This window comes from Streptomyces wedmorensis (assembly GCF_000716445.1).
In the GTDB taxonomy this organism is placed as follows: Bacteria; Actinomycetota; Actinomycetes; order Streptomycetales; family Streptomycetaceae; genus Streptomyces; species Streptomyces wedmorensis.
The window spans coordinates 43,550-68,677 of the sequence record NZ_JNWK01000034.1; the positions used below are offsets into that span (position 1 = coordinate 43,550).

28 protein-coding genes are annotated in these 25,128 nt (G+C 69.7%); 22 read left to right on the forward strand and 6 right to left on the reverse strand.

What is annotated here, in order from left to right:
* Nucleotides 1-25 precede the first annotated feature (25 nt).
* From OO54_RS25010 to OO54_RS25095, 18 genes are all read left to right on the forward strand, one after another.
* Nucleotides 26-1,117 (forward strand): LCP family protein, encoded by a 1,092-nt coding sequence (locus OO54_RS25010; RefSeq protein ID WP_033206777.1) that lies wholly within the window; start codon nt 26-28, stop codon nt 1,115-1,117.
* Between the two features lie 134 nt (nt 1,118-1,251).
* Nucleotides 1,252-1,473, forward strand: coding sequence for a 50S ribosomal protein L31 (gene rpmE / locus OO54_RS25015; protein WP_015036196.1), 222 nt, complete (start codon nt 1,252-1,254; stop codon nt 1,471-1,473).
* A gap of 93 nt (nt 1,474-1,566) precedes the next feature.
* Nucleotides 1,567-2,643, forward strand: a complete 1,077-nt coding sequence (prfA, locus tag OO54_RS25020; RefSeq protein WP_033206779.1) for a peptide chain release factor 1 — start codon at nt 1,567-1,569, stop codon at nt 2,641-2,643.
* 38 nt (nt 2,644-2,681) lie between these two features.
* Nucleotides 2,682-3,527, forward strand: coding sequence for a peptide chain release factor N(5)-glutamine methyltransferase (gene prmC, locus OO54_RS25025; protein ID WP_017236142.1), 846 nt, complete (start codon nt 2,682-2,684; stop codon nt 3,525-3,527).
* 34 nt (nt 3,528-3,561) lie between these two features.
* Entirely contained in the window at nt 3,562-4,209 is a 648-nt protein-coding gene (locus OO54_RS25030; RefSeq protein WP_017236141.1) for an L-threonylcarbamoyladenylate synthase, read from the forward strand.
* A complete protein-coding gene (locus OO54_RS25035; protein WP_017236140.1) occupies nt 4,206-4,853 on the forward strand; it encodes an arsenate reductase/protein-tyrosine-phosphatase family protein in 648 nt (215 codons plus the stop codon). The genes OO54_RS25030 and OO54_RS25035 overlap by 4 nt, the downstream gene beginning before the upstream one ends.
* A gap of 79 nt (nt 4,854-4,932) precedes the next feature.
* Nucleotides 4,933-6,180 (forward strand): serine hydroxymethyltransferase, encoded by a 1,248-nt coding sequence (locus OO54_RS25040; protein WP_033206782.1) that lies wholly within the window; start codon nt 4,933-4,935, stop codon nt 6,178-6,180.
* A gap of 107 nt (nt 6,181-6,287) precedes the next feature.
* A complete protein-coding gene (locus OO54_RS25045) occupies nt 6,288-7,601 on the forward strand; it encodes an MraY family glycosyltransferase (RefSeq protein ID WP_033206784.1) in 1,314 nt (437 codons plus the stop codon).
* 264 nt (nt 7,602-7,865) lie between these two features.
* Nucleotides 7,866-8,279, forward strand: a complete 414-nt coding sequence (locus OO54_RS25050; protein WP_033206785.1) for a Cg1360 family ATP-synthase-associated protein — start codon at nt 7,866-7,868, stop codon at nt 8,277-8,279.
* Between the two features lie 222 nt (nt 8,280-8,501).
* Complete coding sequence (gene atpB, locus OO54_RS25055) at nt 8,502-9,311, forward strand: F0F1 ATP synthase subunit A (RefSeq protein WP_033206787.1); 810 nt, start codon at nt 8,502-8,504, stop codon at nt 9,309-9,311.
* A 92-nt stretch (nt 9,312-9,403) separates the two neighbouring features.
* The gene (gene atpE / locus OO54_RS25060) at nt 9,404-9,637 is read left to right on the forward strand and encodes an ATP synthase F0 subunit C (protein ID WP_010474382.1); all 234 of its coding nucleotides are present in this window, start codon (nt 9,404-9,406) and stop codon (nt 9,635-9,637) included.
* 38 nt (nt 9,638-9,675) lie between these two features.
* Nucleotides 9,676-10,221, forward strand: a complete 546-nt coding sequence (locus OO54_RS25065) for a F0F1 ATP synthase subunit B (protein ID WP_017236137.1) — start codon at nt 9,676-9,678, stop codon at nt 10,219-10,221.
* Nucleotides 10,218-11,033 (forward strand): F0F1 ATP synthase subunit delta, encoded by an 816-nt coding sequence (locus tag OO54_RS25070; RefSeq protein ID WP_017236136.1) that lies wholly within the window; start codon nt 10,218-10,220, stop codon nt 11,031-11,033. The genes OO54_RS25065 and OO54_RS25070 overlap by 4 nt, the downstream gene beginning before the upstream one ends.
* Nucleotides 11,034-11,173: 140 nt before the next feature.
* Nucleotides 11,174-12,772, forward strand: a complete 1,599-nt coding sequence (gene atpA / locus OO54_RS25075; protein ID WP_033206791.1) for a F0F1 ATP synthase subunit alpha — start codon at nt 11,174-11,176, stop codon at nt 12,770-12,772.
* A 20-nt stretch (nt 12,773-12,792) separates the two neighbouring features.
* Nucleotides 12,793-13,710 carry a F0F1 ATP synthase subunit gamma gene (locus OO54_RS25080; protein ID WP_033206793.1) on the forward strand — a complete coding sequence of 306 codons (918 nt, stop codon included), beginning with the start codon at nt 12,793-12,795 and terminating at the stop codon, nt 13,708-13,710.
* A complete protein-coding gene (atpD, locus tag OO54_RS25085) occupies nt 13,710-15,152 on the forward strand; it encodes a F0F1 ATP synthase subunit beta (protein ID WP_033206795.1) in 1,443 nt (480 codons plus the stop codon). Before OO54_RS25080 ends, atpD begins: the two co-directional genes overlap by 1 nt.
* Nucleotides 15,153-15,264: 112 nt before the next feature.
* Nucleotides 15,265-15,639: a F0F1 ATP synthase subunit epsilon gene (locus tag OO54_RS25090; protein ID WP_033206798.1), complete on the forward strand. Its 375-nt coding sequence runs from the start codon at nt 15,265-15,267 to the stop codon at nt 15,637-15,639.
* A gap of 146 nt (nt 15,640-15,785) precedes the next feature.
* Complete coding sequence (locus tag OO54_RS25095) at nt 15,786-16,232, forward strand: DUF2550 domain-containing protein (protein WP_033206849.1); 447 nt, start codon at nt 15,786-15,788, stop codon at nt 16,230-16,232.
* 62 nt (nt 16,233-16,294) lie between these two features.
* Here the strand turns inward: OO54_RS25095 and OO54_RS25100 are convergent, their stop codons facing one another.
* The 3 genes from OO54_RS25100 to OO54_RS25110 all read right to left on the reverse strand — a co-directional run bounded on the left by OO54_RS25100 (nt 16,295) and on the right by OO54_RS25110 (nt 20,112).
* Nucleotides 16,295-18,055, reverse strand: a complete 1,761-nt coding sequence (locus tag OO54_RS25100) for a glycoside hydrolase family 18 chitinase (protein WP_033206800.1) — start codon at nt 18,053-18,055, stop codon at nt 16,295-16,297.
* A 210-nt stretch (nt 18,056-18,265) separates the two neighbouring features.
* Entirely contained in the window at nt 18,266-18,919 is a 654-nt protein-coding gene (locus OO54_RS25105; protein ID WP_033206803.1) for a response regulator, read from the reverse strand.
* Nucleotides 18,916-20,112, reverse strand: coding sequence for a sensor histidine kinase (locus tag OO54_RS25110; protein ID WP_033206805.1), 1,197 nt, complete (start codon nt 20,110-20,112; stop codon nt 18,916-18,918). Before OO54_RS25110 ends, OO54_RS25105 begins: the two co-directional genes overlap by 4 nt.
* A gap of 152 nt (nt 20,113-20,264) precedes the next feature.
* On the opposite strand from OO54_RS25110, the gene OO54_RS25115 reads away from it, so the two are divergent.
* Entirely contained in the window at nt 20,265-20,927 is a 663-nt protein-coding gene (locus OO54_RS25115) for a hypothetical protein (protein ID WP_033206808.1), read from the forward strand.
* Here the strand turns inward: OO54_RS25115 and OO54_RS25120 are convergent.
* The 3 genes from OO54_RS25120 to OO54_RS25130 are packed head-to-tail and all read right to left on the reverse strand — an operon-like array spanning nt 20,844 to nt 22,961.
* Nucleotides 20,844-21,416, reverse strand: coding sequence for a cob(I)yrinic acid a,c-diamide adenosyltransferase (locus tag OO54_RS25120; protein WP_033206810.1), 573 nt, complete (start codon nt 21,414-21,416; stop codon nt 20,844-20,846). The genes OO54_RS25115 and OO54_RS25120 overlap by 84 nt on opposite strands.
* A 13-nt stretch (nt 21,417-21,429) precedes the next feature.
* On the reverse strand, nt 21,430-22,179 hold the full coding sequence (locus tag OO54_RS25125; protein ID WP_033206811.1) for an ABC transporter permease: 750 nt from the start codon (nt 22,177-22,179) through the stop codon (nt 21,430-21,432).
* 8 nt (nt 22,180-22,187) lie between these two features.
* Nucleotides 22,188-22,961, reverse strand: coding sequence for an ABC transporter ATP-binding protein (locus OO54_RS25130; RefSeq protein ID WP_033206813.1), 774 nt, complete (start codon nt 22,959-22,961; stop codon nt 22,188-22,190).
* An 88-nt stretch (nt 22,962-23,049) separates the two neighbouring features.
* Between OO54_RS25130 and OO54_RS25135 the strand changes: the two genes are divergently transcribed.
* From OO54_RS25135 to OO54_RS25145, 3 genes are all read left to right on the forward strand, one after another.
* Nucleotides 23,050-23,688 (forward strand): TetR/AcrR family transcriptional regulator, encoded by a 639-nt coding sequence (locus tag OO54_RS25135; protein WP_033206815.1) that lies wholly within the window; start codon nt 23,050-23,052, stop codon nt 23,686-23,688.
* Nucleotides 23,689-23,817: 129 nt separating this feature from the next.
* A complete protein-coding gene (locus tag OO54_RS25140; protein WP_017236123.1) occupies nt 23,818-24,666 on the forward strand; it encodes a 3-hydroxyacyl-CoA dehydrogenase family protein in 849 nt (282 codons plus the stop codon).
* 126 nt (nt 24,667-24,792) lie between these two features.
* Complete coding sequence (locus tag OO54_RS25145; RefSeq protein WP_015036221.1) at nt 24,793-25,116, forward strand: STAS domain-containing protein; 324 nt, start codon at nt 24,793-24,795, stop codon at nt 25,114-25,116.
* Nucleotides 25,117-25,128: the final 12 nt, after the last annotated feature.

The window sequence follows — 25,128 nt, forward strand, 5'->3', positions numbered from 1 at the left end:
TGAAGCGAGGGCCCGAGGGGAGACGATGACCGAGACGAACGACAGCGGCCGCGTACGCGGCGGCGGCGGCCGACGCCGCAAGCCGGCCGCCAAGCGCCGCAAGGCGCCGATCCTGATAGCCGGGGCCGCCGTGGTCCTCGTGCTCGGCGGCGCCGGTCTCGGTTACGCGTACCTCAAGCTCGACGGCAACATCCAGGGCGTCGACATCAGCGCCCAGCTGGGCGCCGAACGCCCCGAGAACGTCGACAACGGCTCCATGGACATCCTCGTCCTCGGCTCCGACTCCCGCTCCGGCGACAACGCCGCCTACGGCAAGGACGAGGGCGGCGCCCGCTCCGACACCGCGATGGTCGTCCACGTCTACGAGGGCCACAAGAAGGCGAGCGTCGTCTCCATACCCCGCGACACCCTCGTCGACCGCCCGGCGTGCACCGACGGCCAGGGCGGCACCGCCGCCGGCGAGCGGCGGGCCATGTTCAACACCGCGTACGAGGTCGGCGGCCCCGCCTGCGCCGTCAAGACCGTCGAGGCGATGTCCGGCATCCGCATGGACCACTACATCGAGGTCGACTTCACCGGCTTCAGGAAGCTCATCGACGAACTCGGCGGCGTGGAGATCACCACCACGCAGGCCATCAAGGACGACAAGAGCCACCTCGACCTCGCCCCCGGCACCCACACCCTCGACGGCGAGCAGTCCCTCGGCCTCGTCCGCACCCGCAAGAGCGTCGGCGACGGCAGCGACCTCGGCCGCATCCAGCTCCAGCAGGCCTTCATGAAGGCCTTCATCGACCAGGTCAAGGACGTCGGGGTGTTCACCAACCCGGCGAAGCTCCTCGACCTCGCCGACGCCGCCACCAAGGCCATCACCCCGGACTCCGAACTCGATTCCGTGCAGGAGCTGATGGGCTTCGCCAAGGGCCTCTCCGGCATCGGCGCCCAGAACGTCCACATGATCACCCTGCCCGTCGAGTACGACCCCCGGGACCCCAACCGCGTGGTCCCGCTGGAGGCCGAGTCCCGGCAGGTCTGGACGGCGCTCAAGGGCGACCTGCCGATCCCCGCGTCGGCGACGAAGGACGCCGCCACCGGCAAGGCCGACGGGGTCGTGAAGTAACCCGGGAATACCTCCGGACCGACCCCCGTTTTGGGAGATACGGCCGGTCCTGGCAGACTGGTACGTCGGCCCCGGTTCACGCTTGCCGCAACCCGCGACGGCGACCCGGAGCCCTCCCGAAACTAGGAGACACCTTGAAGCGCGAGATCCACCCCGAGTACGTCGAGACCCAGGTCAGCTGCACCTGTGGCGCGTCGTTCACCACCCGTAGCACCCTGACCGAGGGCACCATCCGTGCCGAGGTCTGCTCCGAGTGCCACCCGTTCTACACGGGCAAGCAGAAGATCCTCGACACCGGCGGCCGCGTCGCCCGCTTCGAGGCCCGCTTCGGCAAGGCCGCCGGCTCCGCCAAGTAGCGAGCCCCTGCGCCGGTCCACGGTCGCCCCGCGCGGGTGGCCGGGACCGGCGCTTTGCCGTCCCGTAGAACTGACGAAAACCAGGAGCCCCCGATGTTCGAGGCGGTCGAGGAACTGGTCGGCGAGCACGCCGACCTGGAGACGAAGCTCGCGGACCCCTCGGTCCACGCCGACCAGGCGAACGCGCGCAAGCTGAACAAGCGCTACGCCGAGCTGACCCCGATCGTCGCCACCTACCGGGCCTGGAAGCAGACCGGTGACGACATCGAGACGGCCCGCGAGTTCGCCCACGACGACCCGGACTTCGCCGCCGAGGTCAAGCAGCTGGAGAAGGACCGCGAGGAGCTCACCGACAAGCTCCGCCTGCTCCTCGTCCCGCGCGACCCGAGCGACGACAAGGACGTCATCCTGGAGATCAAGGCCGGCGCCGGTGGCGACGAGTCCGCGCTCTTCGCCGGCGACCTGCTCCGCATGTACCTCCGGTACGCCGAGCGCGTCGGCTGGAAGACCGAGATCATCGACGCCACCGAGTCCGAGCTCGGCGGCTACAAGGACGTCCAGGTCGCCGTGAAGACCAAGGGCGGCAACGGCGCCACCGAGCCCGGCCAGGGCGTGTGGGCCCGCCTCAAGTACGAGGGCGGGGTGCACCGCGTGCAGCGCGTGCCCGCCACCGAGTCCGCCGGCCGCATCCACACCTCCGCCGCCGGCGTGCTCGTCACGCCCGAGGCCGAGGAGGTCGAGGTCGAGGTGCACGCCAACGACCTGCGCATCGACGTCTACCGTTCGTCGGGCCCCGGCGGCCAGTCCGTCAACACCACCGACTCCGCCGTCCGCATCACCCACCTGCCGACCGGCATCGTCGCCTCCTGCCAGAACGAGAAGAGCCAGCTCCAGAACAAGGAGCAGGCCATGCGCATCCTGCGCTCGCGGCTGCTCGCCGCCGCCCAGGAGGAGGCCGAGTCGAAGGCCGCCGACGCCCGCCGCAGCCAGGTCCGCACGGTCGACCGGTCCGAGAAGATCCGCACGTACAACTTCCCGGAGAACCGGATCTCGGACCACCGCGTCGGTTTCAAGGCGTACAACCTGGACCAGGTCCTCGACGGCGACCTGGACTCCATGATCCAGGCCTGCGTCGACGCCGACTCCGCCGCCAAGCTCGCCGCGGCGTAAGTTCCGTAAGCCCCACCCCCGCACCACGGAGGACCAGCGTGAACCTGCTGCTTGCCGAGGTGGCCCAGGCCACCCAGCGGCTGGCCGACGCCGGCGTTCCCTCACCGCGTTTCGACGCCGAGGAGCTCGCCGCGTTCGTGCACGGCGTCAAGCGGGGGGAGCTGCACAACGTCAAGGACGCGGACTTCGACGCCCGCTACTGGGAGGCGGTCGCCCGCCGCGAGGCCCGCGAACCGCTCCAGCACATCACCGGCCGGGCGTTCTTCCGCTACCTGGAGCTCCAGGTGGGCCCCGGCGTCTTCGTGCCCCGCCCCGAGACCGAGTCGGTCGTCGGCTGGGCCATAGACGCCGTACGCGCCATGGACGTCGTCGAACCGCTCATCGTCGACCTGTGCACCGGCTCCGGCGCGATCGCCCTCGCCATGGCCCAGGAGGTGCCGCGCTCGCGGGTGCACGCCGTCGAGCTCTCCGACGACGCCCTCGTCTGGACCCGCAAGAACGCCGAGGGCTCCCGCGTCACCGTCCACCAGGGCGACGCGCTCGGCGCCCTCCCGGACCTGGACGGCCAGGTCGACCTGGTCATCTCCAACCCGCCGTACATCCCGCTCACCGAGTGGGAGTACGTGGCACCCGAGGCCCGCGACCACGACCCGGAGATGGCCCTCTTCTCCGGCGAGGACGGCCTCGACACCATCCGCGGCATCGAGCGCACCGCCCACCGGCTGCTGCGCCCCGGTGGCCTCGTCGTCATCGAGCACGCGGACACCCAGGGCGGGCAGGTGCCGTGGATCTTCAACGAAGAGGCCGGCTGGGCCGACGCCGCCGACCACCCGGACCTGAACAACCGGCCGCGCTTCGCGACCGCCCGCAAGGCAATGCCATGACCAAGCAGCACGCGAACGAGGAGGCCGGGAACTGATGGCACGGCGATACGACTGCAACGAGGCGACCGACCGCGTGACCGGTCTGCGCGAAGCCGCGTCCGCCGTCCGCCGGGGCGAGCTGGTCGTGCTGCCCACCGACACCGTGTACGGGATCGGGGCGGACGCCTTCAGCAGCGAGGCCGTCGCGGACCTGCTCGCCGCCAAGGGCCGGGGCCGCAACATGCCCACGCCCGTGCTCATCGGCTCCCCGAACACCCTCCACGGCCTGGTCACCGACTTCTCCGAGCAGGCCTGGGAACTCGTCGACGCCTTCTGGCCGGGCGCGCTCACCCTCGTCGCCAAGCACCAGCCGTCCCTCCAGTGGGACCTCGGCGACACCCGCGGGACCGTCGCCATCCGCATGCCGCTGCACCCGGTCGCCATCGAGCTGCTCACCGAGGTCGGCCCCATGGCCGTCTCCTCGGCCAACCTCACCGGCCACCCGTCCCCCGAGGACTGCGACGCGGCCCAGCAGATGCTCGGCGACTCCGTCTCCGTCTACCTCGACGGCGGCAAGACGCCCGGCATCGTCCCCTCGTCCATCGTCGACGTCACGGGCAAGGTGCCGGTGCTGCTGCGCGAGGGCGCACTGTCCCCGGAGGAGCTCCGGAAGGTCGTACCCGACCTCGAGGTGGCCAGTTGACCGCCCCTGAGGGGCGTGGCATAGCGGGGTTCGACGACAGCAGCACCTTCCGCATCCTCCACGTCAGCACCGGCAACGTCTGCCGCTCGCCGATCACCGAGCGGCTGACCCGCCACGCCCTGAGCGACCGCCTCGGCGATCCCCTCGGCGGCGGCCTGATAGTGGAGAGCGCCGGCACCTGGGGCCACGAGGGCGCCCCCATGGAGGCCAACGCCGAGCTGGTCCTCGCCGACTTCGGCGCCGACTACAGCGGCTTCGTGGGACGCGAGCTCCTCGACGAGCACGTCATCCGCGCCGACCTCGTCCTCACGGCGACCCGCGACCACCGGGCCCAGGTCATCTCCATGGGCCACTCGGCCGGACTGCGCACCTTCACCCTGAAGGAGTTCACCCGCCTGGTCCGCGCCATCGACCCGGCCACCCTGCCGGACGCCCACGACGAGGGCATGGTCGAACGCGCCAGGGCCCTGGTCCGCGCCGCCGCGGCTCTACGCGGGTGGCTCCTGGCCCCCTCCGTCGACGCCGACGAGGTCAACGACCCCTACGGCGCCCCCATCACCTTCTTCCGCTCCATCGGCGACGAGATCAACCAGGCCCTCGACCCGGTCGTCACGGCCCTCACCGGAGTCTCGGCGAAGCGCTGAGGGCGCGGGCTTCGACGGGCGGGGCGGGGTGGGGGTGCCTACATTGGTGCTGACACCCCTGCACCGTCCGGAGTCAGCCATGTCCGTCACCGCGCCCCCCGATGAGGATCTCGACGTCCTGCGCCGGCAGGACCCGGAGATCGCCGACGTGCTGCTGGGGGAGGTGCGGCGGCAGGCGGACAGTCTGCAGCTGATCGCGGCGGAGAACTTCACGTCGCCGGCGGTGCTGGCGGCGCTGGGGTCGCCGCTCGCCAACAAGTACGCCGAGGGGTATCCGGGGGCCCGTCACCACGGCGGCTGCGAGTACGTCGACGCGGCGGAGCGGATCGCCGTGGAACGGGCCACCGCGCTCTTCGGAGCCGACCACGCGAACGTCCAGGCCCACTCGGGCTCCTCGGCCGTCCTGGCGGCGTACGCGGCCCTCCTGAGGCCCGGTGACACGGTCCTGGCGATGGGGCTCGACCACGGCGGGCACCTCACGCACGGTTCGCCCGCCAACTTCTCCGGCCGCTGGTTCGACTTCGTGCCGTACGGCGTCGACGCCGAGACCGGGCTCGTCGACTACGAGCAGGTCGCCGCGCTCGCCCGCCACCACCGCCCCAAGGCGATCGTCTGCGGCTCGATCTCGTACCCCCGCCACCTCGACTACGAGGTCTTCCGCGAGATCGCCGACGAGGTCGGCGCCTACCTCATCGCCGACGCGGCGCACCCGATCGGCCTGGTCGCCGGGGGAGCGGCCCCCAGCCCCGTCCCGTACGCCGACGTCGTCTGCGCGACCACCCACAAGGTGCTGCGCGGCCCGCGCGGCGGCCTGATCCTGTGCGGGGAGGAGCTGGCGGGGCGGATCGACCGCGCGGTGTTCCCGTTCACCCAGGGCGGCGCCCAGATGCACACGATCGCGGCGAAGGCGGTGGCCTTCGGCGAGGCGTCCACCCCGGCGTTCACCGCGTACGCCCATCAGGTGGTGGAACACGCGAAGGTGCTCGCCGCCGCGCTCGCCGCCGAGGGCTTCGCGCTGACGACCGGCGGCACGGACACCCACCTGATCACCGCCGACCCCTCCCCGCTCGGCATCGACGGACGCACGGCCCGGGCCCGGCTCGCCGCCGCCGGCATGGTGCTCGACACCTGTGCCCTGCCCTACGGCGAGGGCCGCGGGATCCGGCTCGGCACGGCCGCCGTCACCACGCAGGGGATGGGCGCCCCGGAGATGGCCAGGATCGCCGCGCTGTTCACCGTGGCCCTGCGGGATGACGCCGCGGAGACGGCCAGGGTACGGGCGGAAGTACGTGAGCTGACCGGCCGATTTCCCCCGTATGGACGCTGACCGGGGGCCGTCCGCAACCGTTCGGGTGGCCCCGATGTCTCAGACCACATGGACGGCACGGCTAGGGTGTGGGGCTGAGATGGCCAGCGATTCCTGTGGGGCAGCCCGTGCGTGATTACCTGCTGACGCTCTGTGTCACGGCCGCGGTGACCTATCTGCTCACCGGTCCGGTGCGGAAGTTCGCCATCGCGACCGGGGCGATGCCGGAGATCCGCGCCCGCGACGTACACCGAGAACCGACTCCGCGGCTCGGTGGCATCGCCATGTTCTTCGGGCTGTGCGCGGGACTCCTCGTCGCCGCGCACCTGCAGAACCTCGGCAGCGTCTTCGAGCTGTCCAACGAGCCCCGCGCGCTGCTGTCCGGCGCCGCGCTGATCTGGCTGATCGGCGTCCTCGACGACAAGTTCGAGCTGGACGCGCTGATCAAGCTGGGCGCGCAGATGATCTCCGCCGGCGTGATGGTCGCGCAGGGTCTGACGATCCTGTGGCTGCCGATCCCGGGCATCGGCACGGTCGCCCTCACCCCCTGGCAGGGCACGCTCCTCACGGTGGCCCTGGTCGTCCTCACCATCAACGCGGTGAACTTCGTCGACGGCCTCGACGGTCTCGCCGCCGGCATGGTCTGCATCGCCGCCGCGGCCTTCTTCCTGTACGCGTACCGCCTCTGGTACGGCTACACGATCGAGGCGGCCGCCCCCGCGACGCTCTTCGCCGCCATCCTCATGGGCATGTGCCTGGGCTTCCTGCCGCACAACATGCACCCGGCGCGGATCTTCATGGGCGACTCGGGTTCGATGCTGATCGGCCTGATCCTGGCGGCCTCGGCGATCTCGATCACCGGGCAGGTCGACCCCGACGTGCTGAAGCTGTTCGAGGGCTCGACCCGCGAGGCCACGCACGCCGCCCTGCCCGTCTTCATCCCGCTCGTGCTGCCGCTGACGATCATCGCGATCCCGATGGCGGACCTGATCCTCGCGATCGTGCGCCGTACGTGGAAGGGCCAGTCGCCGTTCGCCGCCGACCGCGGCCACCTGCACCACCGGCTCCTGGAGATCGGGCACTCGCACAGCCGGGCGGTGCTGATCATGTACTTCTGGTCGGCCCTGATCGCCTTCGGGACGCTGGCCTACTCGGTGCACTCGACCTCGATGTGGATCGTCCTCGGCGTCGTCGCGCTGAGCGCCATCGGCCTCGTGCTGCTCCTGCTGCCGCGGTTCTCCCCGCGCGCGCCCCGCTGGGCGGAATCCGTCGTGCCGCCCCGCTACCGCCGGCGCAAGCGGATTTCCGTGCCCGAGCCCGTCGTGGAGGTCCCGGAGGTCGAGGAGGAGCGGATTCCGGTGCCCGCGGGGATCAACGGCGCCACCGCCATCGGCAACCGCGCGCGCTTCCCCGACCGGCGGAAGGCCGGAACGCCGAGTTGACGAAAGCCGCATTCGCGGCCATTACCAGACGGAATGCCCCCGTGTCGCGCACACACGCGCGCCATCACACTCATGTGTGACGGTTGGCACACCTTATGGGTAAAGACCTATTCAAATAGTTTGTGATACCGTTCACGAGACCCGGCGACAGTGCCGAAAGACCGTAGTGCGACGGTCTGTTGGCCCCGAGACCCACCTCGGACCGGGCTTACGCTCGTCCATGACGACACCATCGCCCCCTCCATCAAAAGCGGAGACACCGCCATGCCGTCCAACGACGCACGCACCCTGCTGCACACCGCCGTACCCACCGCTGCCGTCGGCGTCATCGCCACGGTCGTCAGTGGGGTGGTCGCCGGTGGCAAGGGTGCGCTCGGCGCCGTCGCCGGCACCCTGGTCGTGATCCTCTTCATGGGTGTGGGACTCGTGGTGCTCCAGCGGACGGCTAAGTCGCTGCCGCAGCTTTTCCAGGCCATGGGGCTCATGCTCTACACAGCCCAACTGCTGCTGCTCTTCATCTTCCTGGCCTTGTTCAAGGACACGACGCTGTTCGACTTCAAGGCCTTCGCCTTCACCCTTCTGGCGACGACCGTGGTGTGGGTCGCCGCGCAGGCACGCGCCTACATGAAGGCCAAGATCATGTATGTCGAGCCCGAGAAGTCGGGGTCGAAGCAGTGAAGGGTAGGGCCGGGATAAAGCCGCGTTCGGCTTCCTGCTATCGTCCGGTGCCAACTGCGGCACTGCGGGCGCGGGCATCCGAGACGCCTGTCCCAGCGCGAGGCTCGATGCCGAACCGCCGCCCCCTTATCCGTAAGACCAGTCCAGTGCCGACCCGCGGCTGCGTGCCGCGCCGACACAACGAGGTTGCCGTACCTATGCGCCACGCTGAAGGAGCCCGCGGTGAGTGCTGACCAGACGCTTGCCTTCGACCCGGATTGCCACATCTTCACCGGATGTGGCTTCCCGGCGCCGGGCCTGCACACGTTCATGTACGAGCCCATCTTCTCCGTGGGTGGCTTCGACTTCACCAAGCCGATGCTGCTCGCCATCCTGGGTTCGCTCGTGGTCGTCGGGTTCTTCTGGGCCGCCTTCAACAAGCCCAAGCTGATCCCCGGCAAGATGCAGATGGTCGGCGAGGCCGGTTACGACTTCGTGCGCCGCGGCATCGTCTACGAGATCATCGGCAAGAAGGACGGCGAGAAGTACGTCCCGCTGATGGTGTCGTTGTTCTTCTTCGTGTGGATGCTCAACCTCTGGTCGATCATCCCGCTGGCCCAGTTCCCGGTCACCTCGCTGATCGCCTTCCCGGCCGCACTCGCGCTGATCGTCTACGTGCTCTGGGTCTCGCTGACCTTCAAGAAGCACGGCTTCGTCGGCGGCTGGAAGAACATCGTCGGTTACGACAAGTCGCTCGGCCCGATCCTGCCGCTCGTCGTCGTCCTCGAGTTCTTCTCGAACCTGCTCATCCGGCCCTTCACGCACGCGGTCCGACTGTTCGCGAACATGTTCGCCGGTCACCTGCTCATCGTGATGTTCTCGCTTGCCACCTGGTACCTCATGAACGGCCTGGGCTTCGTCTACGCCGGCGCCTCGTTCGTGATGGTCCTCGTGATGACCGCCTTCGAGCTCTTCATCCAGGCCGTCCAGGCGTACGTCTTCGTCCTCCTGGCCTGCAGCTACGTCCAGGGCGCGCTCTCCGAGCACCACTGAGTCCGGCCCTGACCGGCAGCACCACCCCCCAAACCAACAGTCGTCCGGTGGCCAACCCCCACCGGGTCCTTGAAAGAGAAGGAAGAACCGGCATGTCCGCTCTCGAGACTCTCGCCGCCGTCAACGGAAACGTCGCCTCCATCGGCTACGGCCTCGCGGCCATCGGCCCCGGCGTCGGCGTCGGCATCATCTTCGGTAACGGCACCCAGGCCCTCGCCCGTCAGCCCGAGGCGGCCGGCCTGATCCGTACCAACCAGATCATGGGTTTCGCGTTCTGTGAGGCGCTCGCCCTCATCGGCATCGTCATGGGCTTCGTCTACAAGTAAGCCGGACCGACAGCCCAACTTTTACGGAAGGCACTGATGTGAACGCTCTGCTTCTTGCGGCAGCGGCGGAGGAGCAGCCTCCGCTCATCCCGCATCTCGACGAGCTCGTCATCGGCCTGATCGCCTTCGTCATCGTCTTCGGTTTCCTCGCCAAGAAGCTCCTCCCGAACATCAACAAGGTTCTGGAAGAGCGCCGCGAGGCCATCGAGGGTGGCATCGAGAAGGCCGAGTCGGCCCAGATCGAGGCTCAGAGTGTGCTGGAGCAGTACAAGGCCCAGCTCGCCGAGGCCCGCCACGAGGCCGCGCGTCTTCGCCAGGAGGCGACGGAGCAGGGCACCGCGATCATCCAGGAGATGAAGGCGGAGGGCCAGCGCCAGCGCGAGGAGATCATCGCGGCCGGCCACACGCAGATCGAGGCCGACCGCAAGGCCGCGTCCGCGTCGCTGCGTCAGGACGTGGGCAAGCTCGCCACCGACCTGGCCGGCAAGCTGGTCGGCGAGTCCCTCGAGGACGTCGCCCGCCAGAGCCGCACGATCGACCGCTTCCTCGAAGAGCTCGAGGAGAAGGCCGAGGCCGTCCGATGAACGGAGCGAGCCGCGAGGCACTGGCCGCCGCCCGTGAGTCCCTCGACGCGCTGACCGACAACACGTCGGCCGACGCGACGAAGCTCGCGGACGAGCTGGCCGCCGTCACCACGCTGCTCGACCGCGAGGTGTCGCTGCGCCGGGTCCTGACCGACCCCGCACAGTCGGGTGAGGCCAAGGCCGAGCTCGCGCAGCGACTCCTGAGCGGTCAGGTGGGCGGCGCGACCGTCGACCTGGTCTCGGGCATGGTGCGTTCCCGCTGGTCGCGTTCGCGTGACCTGGTCGACGCGACCGAGGAACTGGCGAACATCGCCGACCTCACCGCGGCGCAGAAGGCGGGCGCGCTCGACAGCGTCGAGGACGAGCTGTTCCGCTTCGGCCGGATCGTGTCCTCCAGCAACGAGCTCCGCTCCGCGCTGACGGACAAGGCCGCCACGGCCACCGCCAAGGGCGAGCTGCTCCGCAGCCTGCTCGGCGGCAAGGCCCACGCGTCGACCGAGCGCCTGGTCGTCCGTCTGGTGACCCAGCCCCGGGGACGTAGCCTGGAAGCGGGACTCGAGTCCCTGTCCAAGCTCGCCGCGGCGCGCCGGGACCGGATGGTCGCCGTCGTCACCTCGGCGGTGCCGCTGTCCGACCAGCAGAAGCAGCGCCTCGGTGCCGTCCTGGCCAAGCTGTACGGCCGCCAGATGCACCTGAACCTGGACGTGGACCCCGCGGTCCTCGGCGGGATCACCGTGCAGGTCGGCGACGAGGTCATCAACGGCTCCATCGCCGAGCGCCTCGACGAGGCGACCCGCCGACTGGCCGGCTGACGGCAGCCACCGCAGCACACAGCTACACAGCATCACCAGCGGCCCGGTTGGGCCGTGCAGAGATTGCAGAAGATTCCTGGGGGTCGGCCCCCAGACCCCTTAAGAAACTTCGGGCCCAACAAGGAGAGCAGGGAACCCAGATGGCGGAGCTCACGATCCGGCCGGAGGAGATCCGGGACGCACTGGAGAACTTCGTCCAGTCGTACCAGCCGGACGCGGCCTCGCGCGAGGAGGTCGGCACGGTCAGCCTGGCCGGTGACGGTATCGCGAAGGTCGAGGGTCTTCCCTCGGCCATGGCGAACGAGCTGCTGAAGTTCGAGGACGGGACCCTCGGTCTCGCCCTGAACCTCGAAGAGCGCGAGATCGGCGCGATCGTCCTCGGCGAGTTCAGCGGCATCGAGGAGGGTCAGTCGGTGCAGCGCACCGGCGAGGTCCTCTCCGTCGGTGTCGGTGAGGGCTACCTGGGTCGCGTCGTCGACCCGCTCGGTAACCCGATCGACGGTCTCGGCGAGATCGCGACCGAGGGCCGCCGCGCCCTCGAGCTGCAGGCCCCGGGCGTTATGGCCCGTAAGTCGGTGCACGAGCCGATGGAGACCGGCTACAAGGCCGTCGACGCCATGACGCCGGTCGGCCGCGGCCAGCGTCAGCTGATCATCGGCGACCGCCAGACCGGCAAGACCGCGCTGTGCATCGACACGATCATCAACCAGCGCGACAACTGGCGCTCGGGCGACGTGAACAAGCAGGTCCGCTGCATCTACGTCGCCGTCGGCCAGAAGGGCTCGACCATCGCGTCCGTTCGCGGCGCCCTGGAAGAGGCCGGTGCGCTCGAGTACACGACGATCGTCGCCGCCCCGGCGTCCGACCCGGCCGGCTTCAAGTACCTGGCGCCGTACACCGGTTCCGCCATCGGTCAGCACTGGATGTACCAGGGCAAGCACGTCCTGATCGTCTTCGACGACCTGTCGAAGCAGGCCGACGCCTACCGCGCCGTGTCGCTGCTGCTGCGCCGCCCGCCGGGCCGTGAGGCCTACCCGGGTGACGTCTTCTACCTGCACTCGCGTCTCCTCGAGCGCTGCGCGAAGCTCTCGGACGAGCTCGGTGCCGGTTCGATGACCGGTCTGCCGATCGTCGAGACCAAGGCGAACGACGTGTCGGCGTTCATCCCGACCAACGTCATCTCCATCACCGACGGCCAGTGCTTCCTGGAGTCCGACCTGTTCAACGCCGGCCAGCGTCCGGCCCTGAACGTCGGTATCTCGGTCTCCCGTGTCGGTGGCTCCGCCCAGCACAAGGCGATGAAGCAGATCTCCGGTCGCCTCCGTGTCGACCTGGCCCAGTTCCGTGAGCTCGAGGCGTTCGCCGCCTTCGGTTCCGACCTGGACGCCGCGTCGAAGGCGCAGCTGGAGCGCGGTCAGCGCATGGTCGAGCTGCTCAAGCAGGCTCAGTACCAGCCCATGCCGACCGAGAACCAGGTCGTCTCCGTCTGGGCCGGCACCACCGGCAAGATGGACGACGTCCCGGTCGCCGACATCCGCCGCTTCGAGGCCGAGCTCCTGGCGTACCTGCGCCAGAACCACTCGGGTCTCATGACCTCCATCCGTGAGGGCGGCAAGATGTCCGACGACACCCTGCAGTCCGTCGGTGACGCCATCGCGGAGTTCAAGAAGCAGTTCGAGACCTCTGACGGCAAGCTGCTGGGCGAGGACGCTCCTGCCGCCGTCAACGTCTCGAAGTGACGACGGAAGGGACCTGACTCATGGGAGCGCAGCTCCGGGTCTACAAGCGTCGCATCAAATCCGTCACCGCGACGAAGAAGATCACCAAGGCGATGGAGATGATCGCCGCCTCGCGTGTCGTCAAGGCGCAGCGCAAGGTGCAGGCGTCGACTCCGTACGCGACCGAGCTGACGCGCGCGGTCACGGCGGTGGCCACGGGTGCGAACGACAAGCACCCGCTGACCACCGAGGCGGAGAACCCGGTCCGCGCCGCGGTCCTGCTCCTCTCGAGCGACCGCGGTCTGGCCGGTGCCTTCAACTCCAACGCCATCAAGGCGGCGGAGAAGCTGACGGCGAAGCTCGAGGCGGAAGGTCGCGAGGTCACGATCTACGTCGTCGGCCGTCGTGGCATCGCGCACTACAACTTCCGTGAGCGGAAGCTGGCCGGCACGTGGACCGGGTTCACGGACCAGCCGTCGTACGGCGACGCCAAGACGATCGCGACTCCGCTGATCGAGGCGATCGAGAAGGACACGGCGGAGGGCGGCGTGGACGAGCTCCACATCGTCTACACCGAGTTCGTCTCGATGATGACGCAGACGGCGGTCGAGGCCCGGCTGCTGCCCCTCAGCCTCGACGAGGTGGCGAAGGAGGCCGGCGACACGGACACGCTCCGTCCGCTGTACGACTTCGAGCCGTCGGCGGAGGACGTCCTCGACGCCCTGCTGCCTCGGTACGTCGAGAGCCGGATCTACAACGCGCTGCTCCAGTCGGCTGCCTCCAAGCACGCCGCCACGCGGCGCGCGATGAAGTCGGCGACCGACAACGCGGGAGACTTGATCAACAACCTCTCCCGACTTGCCAACGCGGCCCGCCAGGCCGAAATCACCCAGGAAATCAGCGAGATCGTCGGTGGCACCGCAGCCCTGGCCGACGCGACCGCGGGGAGTGACAAGTAATGACGACCACTGTTGAGACGGCCGCCGCCACGGGCCGCGTCGCCCGGGTCATCGGCCCGGTCGTCGACGTGGAGTTCCCCGTCGACGCGATGCCGGAGATCTACAACGCGCTGAACGTCGAGGTTCCGGACCCGGCCGAGGAGGGCGCGACCAAGACGCTGACCCTCGAGGTCGCCCAGCACCTCGGTGACGGCGTCGTCCGCACCATCTCGATGCAGCCCACCGACGGTCTGGTCCGCCAGGCCCCGGTGACCGACACGGGCACGGGCATCACCGTCCCCGTCGGTGACTCCACCAAGGGTCGCGTGTTCAACACGCTGGGCCAGGTGCTGAACGCCGACGAGTCGACCGTGGCCGACGCGCCGCGCTGGACGATCCACCGCAAGGCCCCGGCCTTCGACCAGCTCGAGTCCAAGACCGAGATGTTCGAGACCGGCCTGAAGGTCGTCGACCTCCTCACCCCGTACGTCAAGGGTGGAAAGATCGGTCTGTTCGGTGGTGCCGGTGTCGGCAAGACCGTTCTGATCCAGGAGATGATCGTCCGTGTGGCCAAGCTGCACGACGGTGTCTCCGTCTTCGCGGGCGTCGGCGAGCGCACCCGTGAGGGCAACGACCTCATGGTCGAGATGGAGGAGGCCGGCGTTCTCGACAAGACCGCGCTGGTCTTCGGCCAGATGGACGAGCCCCCGGGCACCCGTCTGCGCGTGGCCCTCGCCGGTCTGACCATGGCGGAGTACTTCCGCGATGTGCAGAAGCAGGACGTGCTGTTCTTCATCGACAACATCTTCCGCTTCACCCAGGCCGGTTCCGAGGTCTCCACGCTGCTCGGCCGCATGCCCTCCGCGGTGGGTTACCAGCCGAACCTGGCCGACGAGATGGGTCTCCTCCAGGAGCGCATCACGTCGACCCGTGGTCACTCGATCACCTCGATGCAGGCGATCTACGTCCCCGCGGACGACCTGACCGACCCGGCTCCGGCCACCACCTTCGCCCACCTCGACGCGACGACGGTTCTCTCCCGTCCGATCTCCGAGAAGGGCATCTACCCGGCCGTGGACCCGCTGGACTCCACGTCCCGGATCCTGGACCCGCGCTACATCGCGCAGGACCACTACGACGCCGCCACGCGCGTCAAGGGAATCCTGCAGAAGTACAAGGACCTCCAGGACATCATCGCGATCCTCGGTATCGACGAGCTGAGCGAGGAGGACAAGCTCGTTGTCCACCGCGCCCGCCGTGTCGAGCGCTTCCTGTCCCAGAACACCCACGCGGCGAAGCAGTTCACCGGTGTGGACGGTTCGGACGTTCCGCTCGACGAGTCGATCGCCGCGTTCAACGCGATCTGCGACGGTGAGTACGACCACTTCCCCGAGCAGGCGTTCTTCATGTGCGGTGGCCTTGAGGACCTCAAGAACAACGCCAAGGAGCTCGGCGTCTCCTGAGCCCCGTGCTCGCCCGAGGGGGGTGGGATCCGTCCCGCCCCCCTCACCACGCCCACTAGAATTGACCCCAACACCCGGCACGACCGCCGGGTGGTGACCCGAGGAGCCACCCTTGGCTGCTGAGCTGCACGTCGAGCTGGTCGCCGCGGACCGGAGTGTCTGGTCCGGCGAGGCCACCCTGGTCATCGCGCGTACCACCTCCGGCGACATCGGCGTCATGCCCGGCCACCAGCCGCTGCTCGGTGTGCTGGAGTCGGGCCCGGTGACCATCCGTACGAGCGAGGGCGGGACTGTCGTCGCCGCCGTCCACGGCGGATTCATCTCGTTCGCCGACGACAAGCTGTCTCTGCTCGCGGAGATCTGCGAGCTGGCGGACGAGATCGACGCCCAGCGCGCCGAGCGCGCGCTGGAGCGTGCGAAGTCGGACTCCGACGCCGCCGCCGAGCGGCGCGCCGATGTCCGGCTGCGCGCGGTGTCGGTCCGCTGACGGTCCGCACCGACTGGTAGTGCCCTCAGCCGCGGCACGGTCCGGAACCTTCCGGAACGTGCCGCGGCTGAGGCGATGCATATGCAGGTTGTATTCGGTTCGGCCGGTCGCGCCGGCTACGGGACGCAGCGAGGAGGTCGGTGAAGATGTTCCTCGCTCTGCTCGTGTGCGGCCTGGTCGTCGCACTGGTGGTGATCGGGCTCTTCGTCTTCGGCTTGCGCCGGAGACTGATCCAGCGTGCCGGCGGCACCTTCGACTGTTCCCTGCGCTGGGACGTCCCCGACGAACCGGACCCGACCGGCAAGGGCTGGGTGTACGGCGTCGCCCGCTACAGCGGTGACGAGATCGCCTGGTTCCGAGTCTTCTCGTACGCGCCCCGCCCGCGCCGGATCCTGGAGCGTTCGTCCATCGTGGCGCTTGAGCGCCGGATGCCGGAGGGCGAGGAGGAGCTCGCGCTGCTCTCCGACGCGGTGATCCAGCCCTGCATGTACGAGGGGGTGCGTCTGGAGCTCGCGATGAGCGAGGACGCCCGCACCGGTTTCATGGCTTGGCTGGAGGCGGCGCCTCCCGGCCAGCGAGTGAACGTGGCCTAGTACGTGAGAAGCGGGGGATGGTGTGCTGCACCGTCCCCCGCTTCGGCGTCTCCCCGTGGTGGCTAGTTCAGGCCGGTGTTGATGGCGCCGACGAGCTCGCCGTTGCCGGTGTCACCGCTGAACTCCCAGAAGAAGGCTCCGCCGAGGCCCTGGTTCTTGGCCCAGCTCATCTTGGAGGTCACGGTGGCGGGGGTGTCGTAGCTCCACCAGTTCGTGCCGCAGTGGGCGTACGCGGTGCCCGCGACGGTGCCGTTGGCCGGGCAGGAGTTCTTGAGGACCTTGTAGTCCTCGATGCCCTGCTCGTACGTGCCCGCCGCCGGGCCCGTCGCCGTGCCGCCGGGGGCGGACTGGGTGACGCCGGTCCAGCCGCGGCCGTAGAAGCCGATGCCGAGCAGCAGCTTGTTGGCCGGGACGCCCTTCGCCTTGAACTTGGCGATCGCCTCGGCGGAGTTGAAGCCCGCCTGCGGGATGCCGGCGTAGGAGGTGAGCGGGGAGTGCGGGGCCGTCGGGCCCTGCGCCGCCCAGGCGCCGAAGAAGTCGTACGTCATGACGTTGAACCAGTTCATGTACTGCGCTGCGCCCGCGTAGTCGGCGGCGTCGATCTTGCCGCCGGCGGAGGCGTCGGCCGTGACGGCCGCGGTGACGAGGTTGTTCGCACCGAACTTGGCGCGCATGGCCTGCATCATGTTCTTGAAGGAGGCGGCGCCGCTGGTGTCGCAGGAGAGGCCGCAGGCGTTCGGGTACTCCCAGTCCAGGTCGATGCCGTCGAAGACGTCGGCCCAGCGCGGGTCCTCGACCAGGTCGTAGCAGGACTGGGCGAAGGCGGTCGGGTTCTGCACGGCCTGGCCGAAGCCGCCGGACCAGGTCCAGCCGCCGAAGGACCACAGGACCTTGATGTTCGGGTACGCCTTCTTCAGCTTGCGGAGCTGGTTGAAGTTGCCGCGCAGCGGCTGGTCCCAGGTGTCGGCGACGCCGTCGACGGACTGGTCGGCGGTGTAGGCCTTGTCGTAGTCGGCGTAGGCGTCGCCGATGGTGCACTTGCCGCCCGTGACGTTACCGAAGGCATAGTTGATGTGGGTGATCTTGGACGCGGAGCCCGAGGTCACGATGTTCTTCACGTGGTAGTTGCGGCCGTAGACGCCCCAGTTGGTGAAGTAGCCCATCTTCACGGCGTTGGGGAGGGGGTTGCCCCCGCCGCCGCCGGTGGTGTGGACGGCGACCGGGCCGGCGGCGGGGCCGGTCTGGTCGATGGTGTCGCGGGCGACGACCGTGTAGCTGTAGTCGGTGCCGGCGGTCAGGCCCTGGTCGGTGTGGGTGAGGCCGGTGACCGTGGCGACCTTCGTGCCGTCGCGCAGGACGTCGTAGTTCTTGATGCCCTTGTCGTCGGTCGCGGCGGTCCAGGTCAGCTTCGCCGAGGTGTCGGTGATGTTGGAGGCGACCGGGGTGCCGGGGGCCGAGGGCGGGTTGTCGCCCGGCTGGGAGGTGCCGTCGCAGGCGGCGCCGTTGATCTTACAGCCGCTGGGCGCGCCGGGGCCGGCGCCGTTGTAGCCGAAGGAGACGGAGGCGCCGGGGGCGAGGGTGCCGTTCCAGCCGACGTTCTTGGCGGTCCAGTGGGTGCCGGAGCTGGTGACGGTGGCGTCCCAGGCGGAGGTGACCGAGGTGCCGGCGGGGTAGTCCCACTCGACGGTCCAGGAGCTGATGGTGGTGGTGCCGGTGTTCTTGATGGTCCAGTTGGCGCCGAAGCCGGTGCCCCAGTCGGACGTCTTCGTGTAGGTCGCCGTGGCCGAGGTGGCGGCTTCGGCGGGGGTGGCGAGGCCGACCATGGCGGCCAGCGGCAGGATCAGGGCGGTCAGGCCGGCGGCGGCCCGGTGTCTGAACCCTGATCTGCGCGTCGGTGCTTGAGTGCTCAACGGTGCTCCTCAAGTTGCGGACGGACAAGGTGGGGGTGGTCCGTGAAGATGCGCGCGCCCCGCGAGCGTAGGAAGGTCTGGACCAATCGTCAAGAGGTCCAGACCAACGTCGCCGTTCTTCGGTCAGACCCCCAACTCCTGCGCCAGCACGGCCGCTTGGACCCTGCTCCGCAGTCGCAGCTTGCCCAGCACCTTGCTGACGTGCGTCTTCACCGTCGCCTCCGCCATGTCGAGCCGTACCGCGATCTCCGCGTTCGACAGCCCGCCGCCCAGCGCCGACAACACCTCCCGCTCCCGGGGCGTCAGGACGTCCAGCACGGCCGGGTCCTTGCCCCGCTCCGTACGCGGCGGGCGGCCGGTCGCGGCGAACTCCGCGATGAGCCGCCGCGTCACCGCCGGGGCGATCAGGCCCTCGCCGCGCGCCACCGTCCGCACCGCCTCGATCAGCTCGCGCGCGTCCGCGTTCTTGAGCAGGAAGCCGGCCGCGCCCGCGCGCAGCGCCCCGAACACGTACTCGTCCAGATCGAAGGTGGTCAGCACCAGGACGTCCGCCAGGCCCTCGGCGACCACGATCCCCGTCGCCGTCACGCCGTCCATCCGGGGCATCTGCACGTCCATCAGGACCAGGTCGGGCCGCAGTTCGCGCGCCAGCTCGACCGCCCGCTCGCCGTCCGCCGCCTCCCCGACCACCTCGATGTCCGGGGCGCTGCCCAGGATGAGCACCAGCCCCGCCCGTACCGCCGACTGGTCCTCGGCGACCACCACCCGCACCGTCACACCCGCTCCTCGTCGCTCGCGCCCACGGGCAGTTCCGCCCGGACCCGCCACGTCTTCCGGCCCCCGTCGTCCGTGACCGGACCCGCCTCGAATTCTCCGTCGAGCAGCGCCACCCGTTCCCGCATCCCCACCAGGCCGGCCCCCGAACCGGGCGCGGTCGGGCCGGGGCGCTCCCCGTACGGGCTCGTCACCCGGATCCACAGCGCGCCCGGGTCCTGGCCGAGGGCCACCCGCACCTCGCCGGGCGCCGCGTGCTTGAGCGCGTTCGTCAGGGACTCCTGCACGATGCGGTACGCGGCCAGCTCCACCGGCGCCGGGAGCGCGGCCGGGCTCTGCCGCGTGTCGTCGAGGACGAGGACGAGGCCGCTCGGCCCGGCGTTGGCCGCGGACTGGGCCACCAGCGCGTCCAGACCGGCGAGCGTCGGCGCCGCGGCCGGTTCCGTGTCCGCGCCGCTGTCGCGCAGCAGCCCGATGAGCCGACGCATCTCGGCGAGGCCCTCGACGCTGTTCTCCCGGATCACGGTCAGCGCCTGCCGGGTGGTGGCCGGCTCGTCGAGCGAGAGCGCGGCCGTGGAGTGGATCGCGATGGCGGACAGGTGGTTCGCCACCATGTCGTGCAGCTCGCGCGCCATCCGGGACCGCTCGGCCACCACGGCCTGCGTCCGGTCCATCTCGGCGAGGAGCGCGGTCTGCTCCGCGCGCAGCCGGGCCGCCTCCGCGGCCTCCCGGTGGTTGCGCACGATGGAGCCGGTCACCGCGGGCATGAAGGAGATCATGCCCGTGATCACTCCGATGAGCAGGGCGATCGCGTTCTGCCACCAGACGAGGAAGCCGACCGTCACGGCGACCGTGATCAGTCCGGTGCTGTACGGGACACGGCGGGCGAGGGAGGGCGAGCCGTACACGACGGCCGCGTAGACGATGTCCGTGAACATCAGGACCGTCAGCAGGTTCCCGTTGGTGAACTGGTCCGCGACCAGCGCGAGCGTCCCGACGATCAGCGCCGTATGCGGCAGGGTCCGCCGCAGCGCCTCCATCGAGGCCATCACCGCGAGCGGCACCAGCGCCGCCCACCGCTGGTCGAGGACGCGGTCGCCCGTCGTGTACAGCCCGAAGGACCAGAGGAGCACGCCGCAGGCGAGTCCAGAGAGGGCGATGAACAGGTCGAGGCGGTGCGGTCGGGGGAGTGTCACGTACTCATCCAACACGCCCGTACCTGCCCCGACCTCCTCGTCCGGGCCGATCCGTCCCTCCGTCGAAGGATGTAGGCGTACTTCGTCACCGGCGACGACGAACGCGGCCGGATCCCACGGGACGCTGAGGGGGAACGGAAAGGGGAACCGTCGTGATCGTCACGCTGATCGTCGTCTGCGAGGTCGGCTTCTGGGTCCTGCTCGCCGCCGGACTCGGTGCCCGCTACCTGCTACGGATGCCCGGACTGGGCATGGCTCTGCTGCTCTGCGAGCCGCTCCTGGAGATCCTGCTTCTCGTCGTCACCGCGATGGACCTCAAGAACGGCGCGGAACCGGCCTGGCGGCACAGCCTCGCCGCCCTCTACATCGGCTATACCGTGGGCCACGGCCACCGCACGGTGAAGTGGCTCGACGGCCACGCCGCCCACCGGTTCGGCGGCGGCCCGCCGCCCGTGAAGGCGCCGAAGTACGGCATGGCGCGCGCCCGCCACGAGGGACGGATCTGGCTCGGCTCGGTGGTGATGGCCTCCGTGGCAACCGCCCTCCTGCTCGCCGCGATCCGGTACGTCGGCAGCGACGGCGACACCTCGAAGCTGGAGGCCTCGGTCGGAGGCGTCTGGCGGCTGGTCGGCATCCACGGCCTGATCGCGCTCACGTACGCGATCTGGCCGAAGAAGGCCCCGGAGGGCGAGGCTCCCGCCGAGGACGGCGAACCGGTCCGGAAGGACGGATCAGCGGTCGCCGCCCGGGACCCAGAGCACGTCCCCGACCTCCTTGTTCGCCGTCCGGGCAAGGATGAAGAGCAGGTCGGATAGCCGGTTGAGGTACGTGGCGGTCAGGGTGTTCATCGTCTCGCCGTGGACCTCCAGGGCCGCCCAGGTGGAGCGCTCCGCCCGCCGGACCACCGTGCACGCCTGGTGCAGCAGCGCCGCGCCGGGCGTGCCGCCGGGCAGGATGAAGGAGCGGAGCTTCTCCAGGTCCTCCAGGAAGCGGTCGCAGTCGGCCTCCAGCTTGTCGACGTACCCCTGCTCGACGCGGAGCGGCGGGTACTTCGGGTCCTCCACCACCGGGGTGCAGAGGTCCGCGCCGACGTCGAACAGGTCGTTCTGCACGCGGACGAGGACCTTCACGACCTCTTCGTCGAGCTGCCCGAGGGCGATCGCCGTGCCGATGGCGGCGTTGGCCTCGTTGGCGTCGGCGTACGCCGAGATCCGCAGGTCCGTCTTGGCGGTCCTGCTCATGTCGCCGAGGGCCGTGGTGCCCTGGTCGCCGGTACGGGTGTAGATGCGCGTCAGATTGACCATGGGACCAGCCTAGTTACGCACCGGCGCTCCGGAACGTCCGTGTGCCGACCGTCACGGCGATCGCCGTCACCGCGAGGGCGACGAGGAGCCCGTACAGCATGGCCGGGGTCGTGTAGTGGCCGATGTACGCCTCCCGGACCGCGTCCACCAGATAGCGGAACGGCATCAGGCGGGACAGGACGTCCAGCCAGCCGGGGGCGAGGGTCATCGGCAGCATCAGGCCCGACAGCAGCATCGCCGGCATCGCGAGCGTGTTGATCGCGGGTCCGAACTCCTGCGGGGTGCGCAGTTTCAGGGCGAGCGCGTACGAGAGCGAGGCGAGCGCGGCGGAGAGCAGGGCGACGAAGCCGAAGCCGATCAGGATCCCGGCGAGCGGCGCCCTGAGGCCCATGGGAACGGCCACCAGGACGAGCAGCACCGCCTGGAAGACGAAGAGCGCGGCGTCCCGCAGGACCCGGCCGAGCAGCAGCGCGAGGCGGCTCACGGGCGTGACCCGCATCCGGTCGAACACGCCCCAGTTCTTCTCCAGGATGATCGAGAATCCGGCGAACGAGGCGCCGAAGAGCCCGAGTTGGAGCAGCAGGCCGGGGACGAGGATCTGCCAGGAGTCGCCCTCGCGGCCCAGCGGGAGATCGGTGAGCAGCGGCCCGAAGAGGAACAGGTACAGCAGCGGCATCAGGGCGCCGAAGAAGATCTGGAACGGGGAGCGCAGGGTCTGGCGGGCGTAGCGCCCGAAGAGCAGCGCGCTGTCGTGGAGAAGCATCAGGGGTCCTAGACGGCTACGGGAGTGGTGTCGACGGGGGCCGGGCCGCGCCCGGTGATGGCGAGGAAGGCGTCCTGGAGGGTGGCCGCGCCGTGCTCGGCCTTGAGGGCGGCGGGGCTGCCCTCGGCGACGACCGTGCCCTTGTCCACGATCACGAGCCGGTCGGCGAGCGCGTCGGCCTCGTCCAGGTAGTGCGTGGTGAGGACGACGGTCGTGCCGAATTCGTCGCGCAGCCGCCGCACCAGGGCCCACAGGTCGGCGCGGCTGCCGGGGTCGAGGCCGGTCGTCGGCTCGTCGAGGAAGAGGATCTCCGGCCGGTGGGTGAGCCCCATCGCGAGGTCGAGGCGGCGGCGCTGGCCGCCGGAGAGGGCCGGGGTCGGCCGGTCGAGCAGTTCCGTGAGGTGCAGCTCCGCCGCGAGTTCCTCGGCGCGGGCGGTCGCGCGGGTGCGGTCGAGGCCGTGGAGCCTGCCCTGGAGGACGAGCTCGGAGCGGACCGTCTCCTGGGGGTCGAGCCCGCCGGACTGGGCGACGTACCCGATGCGGCGGCGGACGGCCGCGGGGTCCTTGAGGAGGTCGTGGCCGGCGACGGTGGCGGCGCCGGCGGTGGGCGGGAGCAGGGTCGTGAGCATGCGGAGGGTGGTCGTCTTGCCGGCGCCGTTGGGGCCGAGGAGTCCGAGGATCTCGCCTGGCCGGACGGTCAGGTCGATCCCGCGGACGGCCTCCACGGGGCCGTTCCTGCCGGGGAAGGTCCGGGCGAGCCCGGTCGTACTGATGATGGGCATAGCGACTACAAAAACAGAGTCACTGCAATTTTGCAATGCCACCAAATTTTTGGAGGGCTCAAAATTTCAGGGAGTCTAGGATGTGGGCATGGCCGAGGGACTCAGGGAACGCAAGAAGCGCGAGACGAAGCAGCGGATCTCGGACATCGCGACCGGGCTCTTCCTGGAGCGCGGCTTCGTGGCCGTGACCGTCGCCGACGTCGCCGAGGCGGCGGACGTCTCCGTCAACACCGTCTACAACTACTTCCCGGCCAAGGAGGACCTCTTCCTGGACCGGATGGACGGCGTCACCCAGCGCCTCGCCCGGATGATCCGCGGCCGCGACCGCGGCGAGTCCGCCGCCCAGGCCGTCCTGCGCGAGCTCCGCCAGGACATCGGGGCCGTGTCGCCCGCGTACGGGCTCATGGACGGCTTCGACGCCTTCATGAACGTCATCGAGCACGCGCCCACCCTCAAGGCCCGCCTCTTCCACCTCCGGGAACAGGTCCACGAGGCCGTCGTGACCACCCTGCGGGAGGAGACCGGCGCTGCCCCCGACGACCCGCTGCCGCTGCTCGTCGGCGGCCAGCTCGCCTGGATCGAGAGCGCCGTCGTCGGCTACATCACCGGTGAGATGACCGCCGGGCGCAAGGCGACCACCGTCTCCCGCGAGGCCCTCGTCCTCCTCGACGAGATCGAGGAGCTGCTGAGCGAGAAGGTCCTGACGTACGCCGTGCGCGAAGGCTGAGGGGTGTCGTGAGTGTGACGTCCGTCAAAGAGGGCGTGACGCGCATTACTTAGCGGTCACATGGCGCCCCGCGACCGCTAATCTCCGCCGGAGAGTCAGAAGTGAACAGGCGTTAAGGGGTGGAACATCGTGGCCAGGAAGCTCGCCGTCATCGGGGCCGGACTCATGGGATCCGGCATCGCACAGGTCTCGGCACAGGCGGGCTGGGACGTCGTCCTGCGTGACGTCACCGACGCCGCCCTGACCCGCGGCACCGACGGCATCAAGGCGTCGTACGACCGGTTCGTCGCCAAGGGCAAGCTCGCCGCGGCCGACGCCGAGGCCGCCCTCGGCCGGATCACCGCCACCACCGAGCTCGAAGCCGTCGCCGACGCCGACATCGTCGTCGAGGCCGTCTTCGAGAACCTCGACGTCAAGCACGAGATCTTCCGCTCGCTCGACAAGGTCGTCAAGGACGGCGCGGTCCTCGCCTCCAACACCTCCGCGATCCCGATCACCAAGATCGCCGCGGTGACCGAGCGCCCCGAGGCCGTCGTCGGCGTCCACTTCTTCTCGCCGGTCCCGATGATGCAGCTCGTCGAGCTCGTCCGCGGCTACAAGACGAGCGACGAGACCCTCGCCGCCGCCCGGGAGTTCGCCGAGTCCGTCGGCAAGACCTGCATCGTCGTCAACCGCGACGTCGCCGGCTTCGTCACCACCCGCCTCATCTCGGCCCTCGTCGTCGAGGCCGCCAAGCTCCACGAGTCCGGCGTCGCCACCGCCGAGGACATCGACATCGCCTGCAAGCTCGGCTTCGGCCACGCCATGGGCCCGCTCGCCACCGCCGACCTCACCGGCATCGACATCCTGGTGAACGCGGCCAACAACATCTACACCGAGTCCCAGGACGAGAAGTTCGCGGTGCCCGAAGCGATGCGCCGGATGGTGGACGCGGGTGACATCGGCCGCAAGAGCGGGCAGGGCTTCTACAAGTACTGAGCCGTACCCACCATCCCGCCTCACCCCGTGGGGTGAATTTCGGTATCGGTTCGCTGACAAGGCGCAACGTATCTGCCGGTGCGGCAGTCAGTTGTTGCGAAGACGGAGCACTCTCGGGGAGCGCATATGCACATCAGGGGCGACCATGTCGAGCTGGTCGTCGGGGGCCGCCTCGACGTCCGGAGCGCGGCGGACGCCCGTACGGTCCTGCACTCGGCCGTCGACGACGGCGTCGGCGACCTGGTGCTCGACCTGACCGGCCTCGACTCCTGGGACGCGACCGGGCTCGGCGTCATCATGGGCGCCCACCGACGCGCGGGCCGCTGCGGCCGGCGGCTCGTCCTGCGCGGCGTGCCGCCCCAGATGCAGCGGCTGCTCGTCGCCACCAAGCTGCACCGCATCCTCGCCATCGAGGGCGGCCTCGCCCTGGAGTCCCTGCCCCGGGTGTGACCCGCCGTGCCC